This is a genomic window from Streptomyces sp. NBC_00457 (genome assembly GCF_036014015.1).
Lineage (GTDB): Bacteria > Actinomycetota > Actinomycetes > Streptomycetales > Streptomycetaceae > Streptomyces.
Genome location: NZ_CP107905.1, coordinates 6781669 through 6800297, shown reverse-complemented (window position 1 = coordinate 6800297; position 18629 = coordinate 6781669). Strand labels below are relative to the sequence as shown.

Below are 18629 nucleotides of genomic sequence, written 5' to 3'. Positions count from 1 at the left end.
CGTGGGGGAAGTTCAGTGAGCTTGCAGGTCTAGACCAAGGTTCAGATTATTGCGGTTACTTGAACATGTCCATACCAATCGAGGAACTCATTCCGGACATGGTTCAGGGCCCTGTTTCTGTCCGTCCGGAACAGAACGCCACCGTCAAGTCCTTCACCAGCACCTTGCGTTCGTAGTCGTCGAGGTCCACCAGCCCCCGCATCGTCAGCCGTGTCACCGTGTCCTCCACCGAGTCCACGACCGACGTCAGCATGCTCGCCCGGTGCTGGGCGTCCAGCGCGGCGATCCGGCGGCGGTGCATGGCGGCGGCGACCTCGGGGGCGTACTCGACACGCACCGGACGCACCGAGAACACCTCCAGGCCGACCGGCGTCGCGTCCGCCGCGACCAGCCGGGTCAGCGCGTCGGTGGCCACGTCCATCGACGGCCGCACGCCGCCCGGCATCTCCACCGGCACCCGGGCGAGCGCCGCCTCCACGCACTCACGCAGATAGGTCTCGTGGTCCTCGACGCCCAGCGTGGCCCGCGCGGTGTCGCGCACCCGCCACACCACGAGGACGACGACCCGCAGCGAGACCCCGCTGCCCTCGGCCGCGGGCATCGGCTCGCTGCGCCAGTGCCGCAGCCGTACGTCGACCCGGCGGCGCAGCAGCAGCGGGTTGACCCACATCAGCCCGGTCCGCCGCACGGTCCCCCGGTAGCGCCCGAACAGCCCGAGCACCCACGCCCGCCCGGTCCGCCCCCGGGCCAGCCCGCCGAACCCGAACAGCCCCAGGGAAACGGCGCCGGCGTACGCCGCCCACTGCGCGGGCCCGAGCCCGGCCCCGCCGGTCCCCGGCAGACCCAGCTCGGCAAGGACCGGGGCCGGCAACGCGCCCGCCCACCAAGAGGTGAGGAGAGTTCCGGCCACCCCGGTCCCCCCGGCGAGCACTCCCACCACACCGGGCAGCACGCGTGCCGGGCGCTCGGCCAGGGCGGGGTCCACCTCCGGCACAGGGCGAGCCTTCGCCGGGACAGGACGGCGCAGCCGCGGCTGCTCGCCCGTCCCGTGACGCCGGCCCACGACGGCGGGCTTGAGGGGGACGGACACCGGGTTGGCGTCGTCGCGGAACAGCAGATGGACGGGGATCTCGGTGGTCGCCTCGTTCTGGATCAGCCGGGCGGGCCGGGGCGCGCTCTCGGCGGGGCCGTCGGACTCGGGCGTGTGGGACGTGGTCGTGGTCATCGGGTGCCTCCAGCCTCCGCGCCAGATGCGTCAGATGCGTCGATGCTCAGAACGGTGGGATGCCGGGCCTCGGGTGACTCGGGTTCGCCGCGCTACGTCCGCGCCGGTCACCCCGCTGCCCTGCTTCTCTGCTGGGGGTCCGGGGGCCCGCGGCGGTAGTCGCCAATGTCTCAGCCCCCGGGAAGATGCAGCGCGAACAGCCGCCGCCAGGTCTCCGGCCCCGGATAGCCGTCCGCCGCGCCGCCCCGCCAGCCCTGGGAGCGCTGGAAGGCCTCGACGCCGCGCCGGTCCGCCTCGCTCCAGCGGGGACCCTGACCGGTCGTGTAGTGCGTGCCGAATCCCTTCCTCACCAGCTGCCGGCGGAGCTGGGTGACGTACTCGTTGGCCGCGCCCGGCCGGAACATGGCCCGCCCCGGATAGCCGGGCACCCCGTGCGAGGCGGGCGCGGCCGGTGCGGCGGCCTCCGTGGTGATGTCCTTGCCCTTGCCGGTGACCAGCAGCGCCCAGGTCCGCGGCCCCGGCAGCCCGTCCGCGTCGTCGCCGGTCCAGCCCTGGGCACGCTGGAAGGCCCGGGTCGCCCTGCGGTCGGCGTCCGTCCAGCGGGGGCCGGGACCCGAGGCGTAGAACCGGCCGGCGCCGCGGGCGGCGAGCATCCGGCCCAGTTCGGCGACGTGCTTGTTGTGGGCGCCGGGACCGAAGTAGGCCGCTCCCGGGTACGGCCGCGCGGCGGACGCGCTCGGCTCGGCGCCCGGGGTTCCCGTGCCTGCCGCGAGCCCCTTGTAGCGGTAGGCGAGATAGCGGTCGGAGTTGTTCCAGTAGGCGTAGGGGGTGGTCTGCTTGCGGGCGTGCGGGCGGGTGGACTCGTAGGCGATGTAGGAGGTGTGCGTGTGATCGGTCCAGCCGCCGAAGATGACGACGTGTGAGCCGTTCTGCGGGTTCTCCGGGTTGTGGAACAGCAGCATGTCGCCGGGCAGCAGATCGTCCTTGGACACCCGCACCCCGTACTGGCCGAGGCTGCCCGTCCATTCGTTGCCGGGCAGCTTCCAGGCCATCGAGACGAAGCCCGAGCAGTCCTGCCGGTATCCGTCGGACCAGAACCGGCTCATGCTGTACGGCACCTTCGCCTCGACCCATTTCTTGGCCCGCTTGATGATCTCCGCCCGGGTGATCGCGGGCACCACGGTCCCGGGCGCGGGCCTGGGCCGACCGGCCGAACCGTGCAGCGGGGCCGGGCCGCCCTGGGGACTCGTGGCCTCGTCATCCGGGGGAAGGTCCGGCCGCTGGGCCGCGTGCGGGGCGGCGAGCGCCGGTGCCGCCTGCCCTGCGGCGAGCGCCGCGGCGGCCACGACCAGCACCCGCCGGGCGGCCGGGTGACGGCTTCCGTGACCGGTCGCGGAATGCGGCAGGACCCGCCGCCAGTGAACACATCCCGCGCAGTCGCAATCCCCCGTTGGATCGAATTCCTCGAAGGCCGGAGCCGGCATGCGATTCCCCTCACACTCCAGCTGGAAATGTCCACGTCTGTGCATGTTGATCAGTTTCACAACTGTCGTCCGGACGCGCATGTTGACGGTCCGAATGATGTACGGCGGCCAGGGCGGACCCCGGCCGGCGGGGCGCCGGTGGTCCGGAGCACCCTCCGGGGTCCGGTAAAGTCGTGCAGGTCAGCAGGCGCCGCTAGCTCAGTTGGTTAGAGCAGCTGACTCTTAATCAGCGGGTCCGGGGTTCGAGTCCCTGGCGGCGCACCGACAGCTAGGCCCCTCGCTCCGGCGGGGGGCCTTCGCCTTACCCCCCATCTTGCGATCATGCTGGACGCCGTAGAACCCTGTTTCTTCACGATGCTGCGGATTCGCGGCACTTGGGGGGCAAGGAGCCGGTTGTCGGTTTGTCGCGGGGAGGGGGGCCCCGTTCATGAAGCGATACCGAGGGGGGCATCATGCAACCGGAAGGTCGCTGTTTCATGTCTAGTGGTGTGGAAGATGTGGTGACAGCGGTCCATCACTGATACGCCTGTGAAGGTCGAGGGGGACCGGAGCAGGTGTAAGGAACCGACAGACACGCGCTGATCCGCGTGTGGGGGGATGATTCATGACGTCGACGCCGACGGGCGCCCGGCAGAACTATGACCCGTCACAGACGACCCAGCTCAGGGTCCCGTCGCATCGCACCGGCGCCTTCCGCCGGATAAAGAAGACGCTGCCGAAGTACGACTACGAGCACTACAGCCGACTGGCGGGTCCCCTCACACAACCCGATCCGAACAAGCCCTACAGAGTGCAGTACCGCTCCTTGATCTCACAGGAGCCGCACCGGCTCAGAGTGGCCCTGATGCTGGCCGCCGCACCGCTGCTCTCGCTGGTGCTGCTCGCCTGGCTGCTCCAGCCCGTGCACTGGACCGAGCGCGACTATCCGGCGTACGACTTCCTGCCCACCCTCGACATGGTCATGCTCGTCTCGATCGGCCTGATCGAGTTCTTCCGCTGCATGAACGTGCTGTCGAACGCGCACGCCACGCTGGTCGCCCGCGACCCCATCCCGGTGGTGCCCGAGACCGGCACCCGAGTCGCCTTCCTGACCTCCTTCGTGCCCGGCAAGGAGCCGCTGGAGATGGTGACGAAGACCCTGGAGGCGGCCGTCAAGCTGCGCCACCGGGGCCTGCTGCATGTCTGGCTGCTCGACGAGGGCGACGACCCGGCGGTCAAGGAGGTCTGCGCCCGGCTCGGCGTGCACCACTTCAGCCGCAAGGGCGTCGCCAAGTGGAACCAGGCCAAGGGCCCGCACCGCGCCAAGACCAAGCACGGCAACTACAACGCCTGGCTGGACGCGTACGGCGACCACTACGACTTCTTCGCCTCCGTCGACACCGACCATGTGCCGCTGCCCAACTACCTGGAGCGGATGCTCGGCTTCTTCCGCGACCCGGACGTCGGCTTCGTCATCGGCCCGCAGGTCTACGGCAACTACGACAACTTCGTCACCAAGGCCGCCGAGTCCCAGCAGTTCCTCTTCCACGCCCTGATCCAGCGCGCCGGCAACCGCTACGGCTCGCCGATGTTCGTGGGCACCTCCAACGCCGTACGCATCAGGGCGCTGAAGCAGATCGGCGGGCTGTACGACTCGATCACCGAGGACATGGCGACCGGCTTCGAGATCCACCGGCACAAGAACCCCGTCACGGGCAAGAAGTGGCGCTCGGTCTACACGCCGGACGTGCTGGCCGTCGGTGAGGGCCCGAGCGCCTGGACGGACTTCTTCACCCAGCAGATGCGCTGGTCGCGCGGGACGTACGAGACGATCCTCAAGCAGTACTGGAAGGGCTTCTACTCGCTGCCGCCGAGCAAGCTCTTCAACTACACAATGATGATCATCTTCTACCCGATGTCGGCCCTGAACTGGATCCTCGCAGCGATCAGTTGTGCGCTGTTCCTGGGCCTGGGCGCCTCGGGTGTCAACATCGACCCGACGATCTGGCTGATGCTCTACGGCAACGCCTCCGCCCTGCAGATCGGCCTCTACGTCTGGAACCGCCGCCACAACGTCTCACCGCACGAGCCCGAGGGCTCCGGCGGCGTGGCCGGCATGGTGATGTCCGCGCTGTCGGCGCCGCTCTACGCCAAGGCGCTGATCGACTCGATGCTCCGCAAGAAGAGCAAGTTCGTGGTCACGCCCAAGGGCGACTCGGCCAGCCCGGACCGCTGGTTCGGGACCTTCCGGTACCACTGGTACTTCATCCTGATCTTCGCCGGCTCGATCGCCGCGGGCTTCGTGTACGGCCACTCCCACCCCGCGATGATCATCTGGGCCTGCTTCGCCCTGCTGATCACGGCCACGCCCATCTTCGCCTGGCGCCACATGATGCGGCAGGAGAAGAAGAAGCCCGCCGCGCCCAACCCGCCCGAGCCGCAGCCGCTGCCGGCGCCCCACGCCCCGCAGCAGAAGCCGAGTTGGGCCGCCGCGCAGCAGCAGCAGCCGCAGGGCGGCGGCAACGACCAGACCATGCAGATCGCCCTTGGTGGACTTGGGGGACGTAAGGAATGAAAGACCAGGCCGGCCGCCGCCGTGTCCGTCGACTCGCGATAGGCACGGCGGTGGTTCTCGCGCTGGCCGGGATGAACGGGCCGTGGCTCTACCGCGTCGGGACCGAGAAATATCACGAGTACCAGATCAACAGACCCGACTACAAAGCCGACAACGGTCGCTGGGAGATCGTCGATTTCCCGGAGGAGTACCGGCAGAACACCATCCACGCGGCGCTGCTGCGCACCGGCAAGGTGCTGCTCGTCGCCGGGTCGGGCAACAACCAGGACAACTTCGACGCGAAGAAGTTCGACACCCGGATCTGGGACCCCGTCAAGGGCACCATCAAGAAGGTGCCGACGCCCAGCGACCTGTTCTGCACGGGCCACACCCAGCTCGCCAACGGCAATCTGCTGATCGCGGGCGGCACCAAGCGGTACGAGAAGCTCAAGGGTGACGTCACCAAGGCCGGCGGCCTGATGATCGTCCACAACGAGAACCCCGACAAGCCGATCACCCTGCCCGCGGGCACCAAGTTCACCGGCAAGGAGAACGGCAAGACGTTCGTCTCCAAGGACCCGGTGCTCGTGCCACGCGCGAAGAAGGTCTTCGACCCGGCGACCGGCGCGTTCCTGCGCAACGACCCCGGTCTCGGCCGCATCTACGTCGAGGCGCAGAAGAAGGGCAGGCAGTACGAGACCGGCACCCAGGACAACTACCGCGTCCAGGGCCTGACCGGCGCCGCCGCCCGCAACACCTACGGCATCGCGCAGAAGCTCGCGCTCGACAAGAAGGACTTCCAGGGCATCCGGGACGCCTTCGAGTTCGACCCGGTCGCCGAGAAGTACATCAAGGTCGACCCGATGAAGGAGGCCCGCTGGTACCCGACGCTCACCACCCTGAGCGACGGCAGGATCCTCAGCGTCTCCGGCCTCGACGACATCGGCCAGCTGGTCCCCGGCAAGAACGAGATCTTCGACCCGGCGACCAAGAAGTGGACGTACACGAAGAAGATCCGGCAGTTCCCGACGTATCCGGCGCTGTTCCTGATGCAGAACGGCAAGATCTTCTACTCGGGCGCGAACGCGGGATACGGACCGGACGACGTGGGGCGCGACCCCGGTGTCTGGGACCTGGACTCCAACAAGTTCACCAAGGTGCCCGGGCTGAGCGACGCGAACATGCTGGAGACCGCCAACAGCGTGCTGCTGCCGCCCGCGCAGGACGAGAAGTACATGGTGATCGGCGGCGGCGGGGTCGGCGAGTCCAAGCTGTCGAGCGAGAAGACCCGGCTGATCGACCTGAAGGACGCGAACCCGGCGTTCACGGACGGGCCGTCACTGGAGAAGGGCACACGGTATCCGCAGGCGTCCGTGCTGCCCGACGACACCGTGCTGATCTCCGGCGGCTCCGAGGACTACCGAGGGCGCGGCGACTCCAACATCCTCGAGGCGCGGATGTACGACGCCGAGAGCGGCGAGATGCGGCGCGTCGCCGACCCGCTGGTCGGCCGGAACTACCACTCCGGGTCGATTCTGCTGCCCGACGGCCGGGTGATGTTCTTCGGCTCCGACTCGCTGTACAGCGACAAGGCCAACACCAAGCCGGGCAAGTTCGAGCAGCGGATCGAGATCTACACGCCTCCGTATCTGTACCGGGACGCACAGCCGTCGCTGTCCGGCGGTCCGAAGACCATCGAGCGCGGCGGGACGGGGACGTTCACCTCGCAGCATGCGTCGACGATCAAGAAGGTGCGGTTGGTGCGGCCCAGCGCGTCGACGCACGTCACGGACGTCGATCAGCGGTCCATCGCGCTGGACTACAAGGTGTCCGGGGACAAGATCACGGTGACTGTGCCGAAGAATCGGAATCTGGTGCAGGCGGGGTGGTACATGCTGTTCGTCACGGATGATCAGGGGACGCCGAGTAAGGCGCAGTGGGTGCGGGTGCCGTAACCGGCACATGACTAGGGGCGCCCTCCTATGTGGAAGGCGCCCCTAGTCATGTGGTCACTTGCTGGCTTTGGCCAGGCTCAGTGCGTACTCCGGCCACCACTCGCCCGCCTTCGGGCCGCCCTTGCACTCGCCGTCCGATTCGCCGGGGCGCTTGGCCCAGACGTAGGCGTCAACGAGGGGGTCCGCCGTTTTGGTGGTGGGGGTTTCGCCGAGGGCGCGGCCGGGTGGGTTGCACCAGCGTTCGTCGGGGTTGCCCTCGGTGTAGGGGCCGTTGCCGTTGCGGCTGGTGTCGATGATGAAGGGCTTGTTGCCGACCTTCGCGGAGAGCTCCTTGCCGTAGGCGATGGAGTCCTCGGTGGTGTAGAAGTTCGAGACGTTGACGGAGAAACCGTCGGCCTTGTCGATGCCCGCCCACTGGAGGGGTTCGAAGATTTGGTCGGGCCGGCCCCAGCCGGCGTTGCCGGCGTCCAGGTAGACCTTGGTGTTCTTGTTGGCCTTGAGCTTCTCGACGGCGCCCTTGAGGAGGTCGTAGCGCTCCTCGTGGAACTCGTCCGGGGTGCAGCCGTCGACCAGGTGCAGGATCGCGTCCGGTTCGAGGATCACCGTCGCGGAGCGGTCGCCGATGCCCTTGGCGACCTGGTCGATGAACTCCCGGTACGCGTTGCCGTCCGCGGCGCCGCCGCCGGAGAACTGGCCGCAGTCGCGGTGCGGAATGTTGTAGACGACGAGCAGCGCATCGCGGTCGGCCTTCTCGGCGGCCTCGGTGAAGCCGCGCGCCTCCTGCTCGGCGCTCTCCGGAGTGAGCCACTCGCCCGTCGGCTGCTGAGCGATCTTGCGGATCTGCTCGGCCTCGTCCTGCTTGCCATCTTTCGCGTACGTCGCGACCTGCGTGGCCGCGTTTCCCTCCGGGTTGACCCAGAACGGGTCGGTCTCCTTGGGCTGTTGGGAGATCTTCGCACCGGCGTCGCCGGTCTCCTCCCCGCCGTCCCCGTCCCCGGAAGAGCACCCCGCGAGCAGTAGCGCCGCCCCCAGCACCACTGCGGACGCCCGTGTTCCGGCCGACAAAGACCTCACCCCCCTGTTGCCGTACATCCACCCCCCTTGGGTGCACCGTTCGAGTCTCAATCCTGACATACGTAACGCGGCGCCCACGAGGCCGCCCGAGCCTTGTCGGAGAGCTGTTACAGCCCCGATGGTCTGGGGAGGCGCGCGCCTGAGAGGAGGGCGCAGAGACACACGAAGGGGAGTGCGCGGGCATGCAGCACACCGGCCGGGAGATACAGCTCGCTCAGGCTCTCGTGGAGGCGGCGGACACCCTCACCGACGCCTTCGAGGCCACGCGCTACTTACAGGTGATCTCGGACCACTGTGTAGAACTGCTGGCCGCGCGGGCGGCCGGGATCATGCTGATCGACGGCGGGCGGGCGGTGTCGCTGGCCGGGAGCAGCCGGCAGCAGGAGGTCGCCCTCGACCTGCTGGAGGCGCAGCACGGCGGCGGGCCCTGCCTGGACAGCTACAGCTCCGGGCAGCCGGTGCCGCCGGTGTCCATCCGGCTCGCCCACGCCGACGCCCGCTGGCCGGACTTCACCGAGCGGGCGCTGCGGCACGACGTCATGGCGACGTATGCGGTGCCGCTGCGCCGCCGCGAGACACTGCTCGGCGCGCTCAATGTGTTCGTGCCGACGCCCCCCGAGCACGACGGGCGTGCCGGTGAGACGGAACTGGCGCTGGCCCAGGCGCTGGCCGACGCCGCCGCCGTAGGACTGCAGAACCATCGCGCGTATGTGCAGTACCGCACGCTGGCCGGGCAGTTGCAGGAGGCCCTGTCCAGCCGGGTGCGGATCGAGCAGGCGAAGGGGATGCTGGCGGAGCGCTGGGGCACGGGGGCGGACGACGCGTTCGCGGCCCTGCGGCAGTACGCGCGCCGGCGCAGGCTTCCGATCGACCGGGTGGCGAGCGCTGTCATCGAACGGGTCGCGGATGACGCGGAGTTGCGCGGGGAGGGCGGGGAGAGCGGGGGAACGGTCGGTGGGCCCGCGTAGACCCCTGCACCACCCAGACCCCTGCACCACCTGCAAGCTCTATGCCGGGCAGCGTTTTTCGTTCTACAGTCGTCCTCGACGGCCCCAGTCCCCGGCCAGTCGTCCCCCCACTGTGGCTTCCAAGCCTCCCGCGCCGGTCACCGGGTTACTCCCGCAGCCCGAGCGCGCGCGGTCGAGGACCAGCCCGGTCGGCGGCTTCAGGGGGAGCGGGCCGTCGACCGGGCCGGGTGACTCCGGAATCGTCAGGAGCCTGTCCTCGTCAGGTACGCCGACACGATCACGTTTGCCGTATAGCTGCGGCTCTGTCGGTCGAAGGTGCCGCCGCAGGTGATCAGCCGTAGCTCGGGGCGGCCGGTGTGATGGGGGCCGTAGGCCTGATGGGCGTCGAAGTGGTCGCGGGTCACCACCTGGATGTCGTCGACGGTGAACTCGGCGATCCTGCCGTCGTCGCGGATGACGCGGACCGTCGCGCCGGGCTGCAGAGAGCTGATCTTGTGGAAGACGGCGGGGCGGGTCTCGGTGTCGGCGTGTCCGACCATGAGCGCGGTGCCCGCGGCGCCGGGTTTCGCGCCCCCCGCGTACCAGCCGACCACTCCGGGCTGGTCGAGGGGCGGTGCGTCGACGGCGCCGTGCGCGTCGAGCCCGCGGGCCACGACGGGGGCCTGCACTCCCAGGTCGGGGATGTCGATGCGCTGCGGCATCGCGGCCTTCAACGGCCGGGCGGCGGGCGGCAGTTCGGCGTCCGGCGGGCGGCCGACCGCCGCCATGTCGCCGGTGGTGGGTGTGGCTGTCCCGTGCCGTACGTCGGTGACCTCCCGCCCCCACAGCCACAGCCCGAGCAGCAGCACCGCCCAGACCAGCCCCGTCGTGAGGCGGCCGGTACCCGAGGAGCGCTCGGACATCGCCGGTCAGTCCGTTCCGCGGCTCCGGCGGGCGCCGCGCAGCGCCACGGCGACCGCGGCGACACCCGCCAGCACCAGCCCGGTCACCGCGTGCCCCGTACCGGGCCCTGCCTCGTCGGCCTCGGCATCCGCCTCGGCTTCGGCACCGAGCCGGGCCGCACCACCGCCGCCCGCCTGGACGGGGGCCACGGGTGAGGAGGCGGGGGCGGTGGGGTGGTGCGGGGCCGACGGCTGCGTCTCCGATGGCATGTCCGGCTGCGCCTTCGGTGGTGTCTTCAGTGGCGTTTTCGCTACGACGGTCAGGGCGCCCCTCGTCTGCCCGCCCCCGCAGCTGACCCGCACGTCGTACGTACCCGCCCTGACCGAGGAGCTGACGCGGGTCTCCCCGACGAGCGTGCCGCCGGGGCCGGTGAGGCGGGCGTCGGCGACGAAGGCCGGTGAGGCCGCGGTGGCGGTGGTCGTGGAGCAGCCGGTGGTTCTGAGGGCGATGTCGGTACCGGGGGCGGGGGACGCCGGGGTCACCGAGAGGCCGCCTCCGTCCGCCGCGTGGGCGGCCGGGGTGAGCGCCGCGAAGATCGCCGCGCCCGCACAGAGAGTGACTTTCAGTGGACCCATCATGAACCTCCCGTAGTCAGGAGGCTCCCCCGCGGGGCCCGGCCGCGCATCCTCAGCCGGGCCGCGCTGCTCCGTACGAGTTGGATTTCGTGGGAACCGGGTTTCAGACCCGGTCGACGAGGTCGGCGATGGAGTCGACGACCTTCGACGGCCGGTAGGGAAAGTCCTCGACCTGCTCGGGCCGTGTCAGCCCGGTGAGCACCAGGAAGGTCTGCATCCCGGCCTCCATGCCGGCCAGCACGTCCGTGTCCATGCGGTCGCCGATCATCGCGCTGGTCTCGGAGTGCGCGCCGATCGCGTTCAGCCCGGTGCGCATCATCAGCGGGTTCGGCTTGCCCGCGAAGTACGGCTTCTTTCCGGTCGCCTGGGTGATCAGCGCGGCGACGGCGCCGGTGGCGGGCAGCGGGCCCTCGGTGGAGGGGCCGGTCTCGTCGGGGTTGGTGCAGATGAAGCGGGCACCGCCCAGGATCAGCCGTACGGCCTTGGTCATGGCCTCGAACGAATAAGTCCGGGTCTCGCCGAGGACGACGTAATCGGGCTCGTGGTCGGTGAGGATGTAGCCGATGTCGTGCAGCGCGGTGGTCAGGCCGGCCTCGCCGATGACGTACGCGGACCCGCCGGGCCGCTGGTCGTCCAGGAACTGTGCGGTGGCCAGCGCCGAGGTCCAGATGGACTCGATCGGCACCTCAAGGCCCATGCGGCGCAGCCGGGCGTGCAGGTCGCGCGGGGTGTACATCGAGTTGTTGGTGAGGACCAGGAAGGGCTTCCCGGACTCACGCAGCTTCTTCAGGAACGCGTCGGCACCGGGGATCGGAACGCCCTCGTGAATGAGCACACCGTCCATGTCGGTGAGCCATGACTCGATGGGCTTGCGGTCTGCCATGTGCGGGTTCTCCTGCCGTACGTGCGTGCATGTGCGGGGGCGCCGGAACCACGGCGTACCGACGCCCCCAGCGTAGTCAGGAAGCGGTGATCTCGACCCCGTCGATCACCCGGTACCGATGACCGATCGAGTCAGGCCCGCGTAGCGGTGTGCCACTCCGCCGGGAAGCAGGTATTCGGCCAGCAGGTTGCCGGCGCGGCGGGATGGCAACCCCATGTCGTGCAGGAGTTCGTCCGCGCAGTGGATGTCGTAGGGGCCGAAGTCGTAGCCGCCGGAGCCTGGCAGTACCTGCTCCTGCCAGGCCAGGCGAGCGTCGATGGCCTCGATCATCCCCTGCTCGCCCGGGGTGGTGCGCAGCGTCGCCCGGAAATGACGGGTCAGCCAGTGCGCGGTGAGTTCCACGCCCATGATGTTGTTGAAGACCTGCCGGAAACCGACGAACCCCAGCCGGTCGGCGCCGGGTGGCACGATGCCTCGGTAGAGCCGCAGCCTCCCGTCGGAATCGTGCACGCGCACGCTCGAGTCCAGGAACGGGAAGGTCTTGTGATGCCCGGTGGCGAACACGATGACATCCGCCGCCACTTCCTCGCCGGTCGCCAGTCGCAGCCCCTTGTCGGTGTACGCCTCGACGGCACTGACCTTGGGGGCGATCAGGCCGCGGCGGACGGCCCGCGCGTAGCCGCGTGGCATCACTCCCGCGTGGGCGAGGTGGAAGGGGAGCGCGTGAGCGGGCCGCAGATGTCTCGGCAGCCGGTACAGCCCGGTGGAAAGCAGCATGTCGCGGGTGATGAGCCACCACAGGGCCCGCTTGGCCCGCTCGTCGATGCGGTCGATCGGGCGGACGCAGGCCGGATCGTGGTAGCGGGGCAGGAGCGCCTCGCCGAACCGGGTGAACAGGATCCACTTGTAGCCGACCAGTCCGAGCAGGAGCCGCTCGGGGATCATCCAGTTCACCTTGCGCTGCACGATCGTGGCCGAGGCCGCCTCGCGTGCGGCGCGGGTGATCAGGTCCAATGCGGACTTGCCGCCGCCCACGACGACGACGCGCCGCCCCGCGAATGTCCCGGCCCGCACCTCGTTGGAGTGCAGCACGGTCCCACGGAACGACTCACGCCCGGGCAGCTCGGGCAGTCGGGGATGATGATGAGCCCCGCTGGCGACAACGACGTAGTCGAATGTCTCGCGATGAACGTCCGCCGCCTTGTCCCCGGCGGGCCGGGAGTCGACCGACCAGCCGGAGGCGCCCGCCCGCCCGGGCCCCTCCACCGGCCTGATGGAGATCACCTCGGTACCGGACCGGACGCGGTCCAGTACACCGAAGGTCTTGGCGTAGTCCTCCAGGTAGCGTTGCGTGTCCACCGCGCCGGCGAAGTGCAGGCGGTTGGGCAGGTCCGCGAACTCGAAGATACGGAGCGCGGACTGGTTGGCCAGCCCGTCGTAGCAGCCCTGCGCTGACCAGATCCCGCCGACCTGCTGGTACTTGTCGAAGACCGTGACGTCGAAGCCGTTCTCCAGCAGCACCTTGGCGGTGACGATTCCCCCGGGGCCGGCCCCGACCACACACGCTCTCATCAGCTGTCACTCCCCCTGGCGATCGCCGTGTCCAGCTCGCTCATCATCCCGGTCGCGGACCTCCATGCCCAGGGCGCCCTCACACCACAGCGCCTGAACCCCGCGCCCGCCCGCGTCGCTCCAGCGGACTGCGCGCTCCGCTGTCCTCGCTGCGCTTGGGACGCACTGGAGGCGCCGGTCGGCGGCCCTCGAGTTGCACGGCGATCGGCACCGCGGTGAACACCGTCGACGCCATACCGATCACCACGCCGGCGATCAGTGCCAGGGAGAAGTCCGCGAGGGAGTCACGGCCGAGCACGGCCAAGGCTGCCAGGATGAACAGCGCGCCCATACCGGTGTTCACCGTGCGCGGCAGCGTCTGGATGACGGCCTTGTTCGCGGTGGTTTCCAGGTCCGCCGCCGGATCGCGGCGGCGCGCCTCGCGCACCCGGTCGAAGACGACGACGGTGTCATTGACGGAGTACCCGATGATCGTGAGCAGGGCCGCCAGGAAGACGCTGTCGACGGGCTTGCCGAGCCAGGCGAACAGGCCCACCACGAGCAGCACGTCGTGCACCATGGCCGATACGGCCGCAGCGGCGAACGTCCACCGGAACCGCACGCTGAGGTAGATCAGCTGGGCCGCGACGGCGATGCCGAGCGCGATGAGCGCGTTCCGGCGCAGTTCGTCGCCGAGGCTCGGGCCGATCAGCTCGTCCCGCTCGACGGTGACCTCGCCGCCCTCCTTCGCCAGCGCCGTTCTGATCGTGTGCTGCTGGTCGTTGCTCAGCTCACCGGTGCGGACCGAGATGTCCCCGTCCCCCGACTCCTGCACCAACGCGCGCGGGAACCCGGCCTCCGTGACCGCCGTGCGCGCCGCGTCCACGTCCACGGGCCTGCTGGTGCTGTACTGCACCAGGCGCCCGCCGGTGAACTCCACCCCGAAGTCCAGGCCACGCAGGCCGATTCCGGCGACGGCGACCACGATCAGCAGCGCGCTGACGCCGAGCCAGCGGCGCCGGTGGTGCACCAGGCGGGGTTCGCGGTGCGCGAGCCAGGCGCGCACCCGGCCGGTGGAGGTGATCCCGGTCAGGCCGGGCCGGCCCCGCACGAAGCGGCGCCGGATCGCGAAGTCGGCGAGGACCCGGGTGATGACCAGGGCCGAGATCATCGAGACGAGGACACCGATGGAGAGCGTGACGCCGAAGCCCTTGACGGGTCCGGTGGCGAAGAAGAAGAGCAGCCCGGACGCGAGCAGCGTGGTCACATTCGAGTCGACGACCGCGCTCCACGTCTTGCCGAAGGCGGTGCGCAGCGGCTTGTCCAGGCGCGCCGAGGCCGACTTCAGGGCGCGGACTGCCAGATACTCCTCGCGGGCACGCTCGAAGACCAGCACGTTCGCGTCCACCGCCATGCCGATCGCCAGGACGAAACCGGCGAGTCCGGGCAGGGTCAGGGTCGCGCCCAGGGCGACCAGTGCGGCGTAGGAGATCAGCCCGTACAGCGCGAGCGCGATGGTGGCCAGGGCGCCGAGCAGCCGGTAGACGACGAGGATGAACAGCCCCGTCAGGGCGAGCCCGATGATCGCTGCCTGGGTGCCGGCGGCGATGGCGTCGGCACCGAGCGTGGGGCCGACGGTGCGCTGTTCCACGACCTCTACGGGCACCGGCAGCGCACCGCCCTTGACGAGCGCGGCCAGATCGCGCGCCTCTTCCCGGCCGAAGCCGCCGGTGATCTGCGTGGAGCCGCCGGAGATGCCGACCTTGCACGCCACGTCCGCGTTGACGCCGGGCGCCGAGAGGATCTTGCCGTCCAGGACGATGGCGACGCGCCGCTCGGGGGCGCCCTGCGGGGCACAGGCCGCCGCCCCGGTGACCCGTGCCCAGTCCTTGCCTGCCTGCCCGCGGAAGGTGAGGTCGACCATCCAGCCCGACATCTGCTGCTGGTCGAGCACGGCCTCGGCGTCCTTGACGCCCTCGCCGGTGAGGGCGGTGGGCCCGAGCTTGAGGAACGCCCCTTTCTGGTCGGGGTCGGCCAGGGTGCGCGAGCCGTCCTCGGCCGGCTTGCCCTTGTTCTCGTCCTGTTTGTCCGTCGCGCCCTGCACCGGGTGGACGGTCAACTGCGCGGTGCGGCCGATGACTTCAGCGGCCTCGCGCGGGTCCTGCAGGCCGGGCAGCTCGACGAAGATCCGCTGCTGTCCGGACCGGTACAGGCTCGGCTCGGACACGCCGAGCGCGTCGACCCGCTGGCGGAGCACCTCCAGAGCCCGCTGGGTCGATTCGGCATCGGCCTCGACGACGGGTGAGTCCTTGGTCTCCAGGACGATCTGGGTGCCGCCGCGCAGGTCGAGGCCGAGGCGGGCGGACTGGGTGAGAGCGAAGAAGAGCGAGGCGGCGATCACACCTAGGGCGACGATCGCCCGCCACATGGGCGCACGAGACATGAGTTCTCCACGATGGGCAGGCAGACGGAGTCGACGTCTGCGCCGGGCGCGGAGGCGAACGGTCAGGCGTCGATACGGACTTCGGTGCTCCATCGGGACGGCGGGCCACGCGGGCGACACGCATGGGCGCCCCGGCTCGCTCCTGCGTCCGCGGCCACCACGGCCGCAGGGGGCCCACCGACAGCGCGGTGCGGGGCCGCGTCCCCGGCGCCAGGGCCCAGGAAGCCGTGGAACGGGTACGGCACGGCGTCGGCTTGGCCGAGAACGGGACGCGCCACGGCGACGGTTCGCTGCGCGTCGGCGGTCGCGGACGCCTGCGCGGTCACTGTCGCGGCCGTGCCCGCCGAGGACGGGCGGGACGCCGGCACCGACTTGGCCGACACCGGCAGGAGGAAGGTCAGGACCGCGAGCAGCGCGGAGACCACGACGGCGGCCTGGCGCGTGGGGTGTGCGCGGTGCTGCTGCACGCCTCTTGCCCCCCGGTCAAGTCGTCGTACGGAATCAGCAGTTGGGCACGATGAGCCGACGGCTCGGCTCGTCCCGCCGTCAGTGACACGAACGCCGTCGGGCGTCCTGAGGTTCCCGGCTCAGCGGCGCCTGCGTACGAGGTACAGCGCGCCGCCCGTGGTGAGCAGGAAGGCGACGGTGGCGGCGAGGGCACCGGGCGGTGTGCCGAGGCCGGTGCGGGCGAGTTCGTCGGCGAAGGGGAGGGGGCGAGTGGTGGGCGGGGCGGAGGCGTCGGCGGGTGGCGGGGTGGGTTCCGGGTCGGCGTCGATGCCGAAGCGGTAGTCGTTGGACTGGCCGACCCAGTCGCCGTCGTCCTCATGCCGCTGTACGACGGCCGCGTTCGCGGTGACCCGGTTGGGCGCCGCGTCCGACGTCACCGCCAGCCTCACCTTCACGGTGACCGTCCCGCCCGGGCCGACGGTGAAACCGGGAAAGCCGTCGTGGTCGCCCCCGAAGGCCCCGACCAGTTCGTCGGCGTCGGTCGCCTCGAAGCGCACCGGACGCGGGCGGGGTCCGTCGTAGAACTCGAGTCGGGGCTGCGAGGGCTTCAGCGTGTGCCGTTCGTCGACGAGGACGACGACCGGGTGGATGCCGGAGCAGGTCCGGTCGGTGGTGTTGGTGAGGTCGAGGGACCAGGTCCCGTAGCCACCGCCGGCTTCATAGGAGGCGGGGCCGCCGTGGATGCGGGTAATGAGGGGAAAGGTGCCGTCGTCGGGGGCGGCACAGGCGGCTTCGGTGTCCGCATGCGCCGCGGCGGGGAGAAGGGCGGCTGCCACCGCGAGGCAGAGGGAGGCGGGCGTGAACAGTCGCATGAGCACATGAGCATGGTGGGCGGGGGTGGGGGTTCCTGTGCGCCATGCCGGGGGTGCCCTCGGATGGGGGTGGGGCTGTGCTCGATCTGGGGCTGTGCTCGATCGGGGGCTGCGCTCGATCGGGGGCGCGGATCACGTTCCCCTTCAGCCGGCCGTCAGGGCTGAATGTTCTCCAGGTCCTCGAGGAGGCCGGGGTGCGTCGGCTGCCAGCCGAGGGCATCGCGGGTGTGGGCGCTGGACGCCGGCTGGTCCATGGCGAACAACGGGCCGAACGGGCCGAAGTCTTCCTGCGGAACCTCCTTGACCGGCAGTCCCAGTCGTCGGCCGATGACTGTCGCGATGTCCCGCACCGCGTCACCCTCGTCGGCGACGGCGTGCCACACGGTCCCGGCCGGGGCCGATTCGAGGACCAGCCGGAAGAGAACCGCCGCGTCGCGCGCGTGCACGGCCGGCCAGCGCTGGGTGCCGTCGCCCGGGTAGCCGGCCACCCCGCTGCGGCGGGCCGCGGCGGTCAGCAGGCCGGCGAATCCGCCCTGTCCCTCGTTGTGGACCGTGCGCGGCAGGCGGACGGCCATGACGCGCAGACCGCGCGGGGCGAGATCCAGCAGCGCCGTGACCGAACGGCTCCGGCCGCCCACGGGCCCTTCGGCCGGCAGCGGGTCGGCCTCGGTGGAGACGCGCCCCGGCATCGGGGGCGTGCCCGAACACGTGACGAGCGGGCGGTCGCTCCCTATGAGTTCCTGGCCCAGCGCGGTGAGCGCGGCGCTCTCCTCGGCGACGGACCGCGCGACCGCGTCCTGAGTGCTGTAGTCGCGTCCGAACGCCAGATTGATCACGCCGTCGGCCTGTGCGGCGCCGGACCGCAGGACGTCGAGGTCCGCCAGCTCTCCTCGCAGCACCTTGGCGCCGGCGCCCTCGAGGGCCTGCGCGGAGGCGTCCGAGCGGGCCAGTGCGAGAACGGTGTGGCCGCCCGCGAGCAGCTCGTCGACGACGGCGGAGCCGATGGTGCCGGTGCCGCCGGTGATGAAGACATGCATGAGCTCTCCCTGAAGTGATGGGACCATTGTCCCATCACCTATCCTGGGCGCATGGCTAGATGGCAACCGGGGGCGACCCAGCGACTCGTCGTTGCGGCGGTCGACCTGTTCACCGAGCAGGGGTACGACGCCACAACGGTGGCGCAGATCGCCGAGCGCGCCGGCGTCACCAAGAGCACCTTCTTCCGGCACTTCGCCGACAAGCGCGAACTGCTGGTCGCAGGGCAGGAGACGCTCAGCAGGCTGCTCGCCGACGGCATCGCCGAGGCGCCCGAGAGCGCGAGCCCGCTGCAGGCGGTGGCGGCGGGGCTGGAACGCGCGTCGAGTGCCATGGGGCCGGCGAACCGCGAATTCGGGCCCCGCCTCAAGGCGGCCGTGGCGGCCAGCACCGAACTCCAGGAGCGTGACGCCCTCAAGAGCGTCGGTCTCGCGGCAGCCATGACAGCCGCGCTCGTCGCCCGCGGTGTCCCCGAGCCGACGGCGCAGCTCGCGGGCGAACTGGGAGTCCTCGCGTTCAAGCGGGGCTACGCCAAGTGGTGCGAAGGCGACCGCGACGACGAGGAAGGGCTCGCGCCCTTCGCACTGGCGGCCCTGGAGGACTTGCGCGCGGCGACCGCATCGCTGGGCTGATCGGTGCCGC

General features: G+C 70.4%; 15 protein-coding genes and 1 tRNA gene. 5 read left to right on the top strand and 11 right to left on the bottom strand.

What is annotated here, in order from left to right:
- Window positions 1-103: 103 nt before the first annotated feature.
- Complete coding sequence (locus OG828_RS31050; protein ID WP_328502990.1) at window positions 104-1225, bottom strand: SPFH domain-containing protein; 1122 nt, start codon at window positions 1223-1225, stop codon at window positions 104-106.
- A 170-nt stretch (window positions 1226-1395) separates the two neighbouring features.
- Window positions 1396-2709 (bottom strand): peptidoglycan-binding protein, encoded by a 1314-nt coding sequence (locus tag OG828_RS31045; RefSeq protein WP_328502989.1) that lies wholly within the window; start codon window positions 2707-2709, stop codon window positions 1396-1398.
- Window positions 2710-2896: 187 nt separating this feature from the next.
- On the opposite strand from OG828_RS31045, the gene OG828_RS31040 reads away from it, so the two are divergent.
- The 3 genes from OG828_RS31040 (at window position 2897) to OG828_RS31030 (ending at window position 7197) form a co-directional block, all read left to right on the top strand.
- A tRNA-Lys gene (locus OG828_RS31040) sits at window positions 2897-2970 on the top strand.
- Between the two features lie 343 nt (window positions 2971-3313).
- Window positions 3314-5263, top strand: coding sequence for a glycosyltransferase family 2 protein (locus OG828_RS31035; protein ID WP_328363973.1), 1950 nt, complete (start codon window positions 3314-3316; stop codon window positions 5261-5263).
- A complete protein-coding gene (locus OG828_RS31030) occupies window positions 5260-7197 on the top strand; it encodes a kelch motif-containing protein (RefSeq protein ID WP_328440422.1) in 1938 nt (645 codons plus the stop codon). Before OG828_RS31035 ends, OG828_RS31030 begins: the two co-directional genes overlap by 4 nt.
- A 54-nt stretch (window positions 7198-7251) precedes the next feature.
- Here the strand turns inward: OG828_RS31030 and OG828_RS31025 are convergent, their stop codons facing one another.
- Entirely contained in the window at window positions 7252-8289 is a 1038-nt protein-coding gene (locus tag OG828_RS31025; protein ID WP_328502988.1) for a glycoside hydrolase family 6 protein, read from the bottom strand.
- Between the two features lie 164 nt (window positions 8290-8453).
- Between OG828_RS31025 and OG828_RS31020 the strand changes: the two genes are divergently transcribed.
- Entirely contained in the window at window positions 8454-9239 is a 786-nt protein-coding gene (locus OG828_RS31020) for a GAF and ANTAR domain-containing protein (RefSeq protein ID WP_328502987.1), read from the top strand.
- A gap of 242 nt (window positions 9240-9481) precedes the next feature.
- Here OG828_RS31020 and OG828_RS31015 read toward each other — a convergent pair whose 3' ends face one another.
- The 8 genes from OG828_RS31015 to OG828_RS30980 form a co-directional block, all read right to left on the bottom strand.
- Window positions 9482-10141 carry a class F sortase gene (locus OG828_RS31015; RefSeq protein ID WP_328502986.1) on the bottom strand — a complete coding sequence of 220 codons (660 nt, stop codon included), beginning with the start codon at window positions 10139-10141 and terminating at the stop codon, window positions 9482-9484.
- A gap of 6 nt (window positions 10142-10147) precedes the next feature.
- Window positions 10148-10756: a hypothetical protein gene (locus OG828_RS31010; RefSeq protein WP_328504969.1), complete on the bottom strand. Its 609-nt coding sequence runs from the start codon at window positions 10754-10756 to the stop codon at window positions 10148-10150.
- Window positions 10757-10859: 103 nt separating this feature from the next.
- Complete coding sequence (locus OG828_RS31005) at window positions 10860-11639, bottom strand: HAD-IIA family hydrolase (protein ID WP_328363958.1); 780 nt, start codon at window positions 11637-11639, stop codon at window positions 10860-10862.
- A 105-nt stretch (window positions 11640-11744) separates the two neighbouring features.
- Window positions 11745-13211 carry a flavin-containing monooxygenase gene (locus OG828_RS31000; protein WP_328502985.1) on the bottom strand — a complete coding sequence of 489 codons (1467 nt, stop codon included), beginning with the start codon at window positions 13209-13211 and terminating at the stop codon, window positions 11745-11747.
- A gap of 79 nt (window positions 13212-13290) precedes the next feature.
- Complete coding sequence (secD, locus tag OG828_RS30995; RefSeq protein ID WP_328502984.1) at window positions 13291-15633, bottom strand: protein translocase subunit SecD; 2343 nt, start codon at window positions 15631-15633, stop codon at window positions 13291-13293.
- Window positions 15634-15695: 62 nt separating this feature from the next.
- Window positions 15696-16100: a hypothetical protein gene (locus OG828_RS30990; protein ID WP_328502983.1), complete on the bottom strand. Its 405-nt coding sequence runs from the start codon at window positions 16098-16100 to the stop codon at window positions 15696-15698.
- Between the two features lie 120 nt (window positions 16101-16220).
- Window positions 16221-16952, bottom strand: a complete 732-nt coding sequence (locus tag OG828_RS30985; protein WP_328502982.1) for a hypothetical protein — start codon at window positions 16950-16952, stop codon at window positions 16221-16223.
- Between the two features lie 155 nt (window positions 16953-17107).
- Window positions 17108-17989 carry an SDR family oxidoreductase gene (locus tag OG828_RS30980; RefSeq protein WP_328502981.1) on the bottom strand — a complete coding sequence of 294 codons (882 nt, stop codon included), beginning with the start codon at window positions 17987-17989 and terminating at the stop codon, window positions 17108-17110.
- A 51-nt stretch (window positions 17990-18040) separates the two neighbouring features.
- Here OG828_RS30980 and OG828_RS30975 point away from each other — a divergent pair, with 51 nt between their 5' ends.
- Window positions 18041-18619 carry a TetR/AcrR family transcriptional regulator gene (locus OG828_RS30975; protein WP_328363945.1) on the top strand — a complete coding sequence of 193 codons (579 nt, stop codon included), beginning with the start codon at window positions 18041-18043 and terminating at the stop codon, window positions 18617-18619.
- Window positions 18620-18629: the final 10 nt, after the last annotated feature.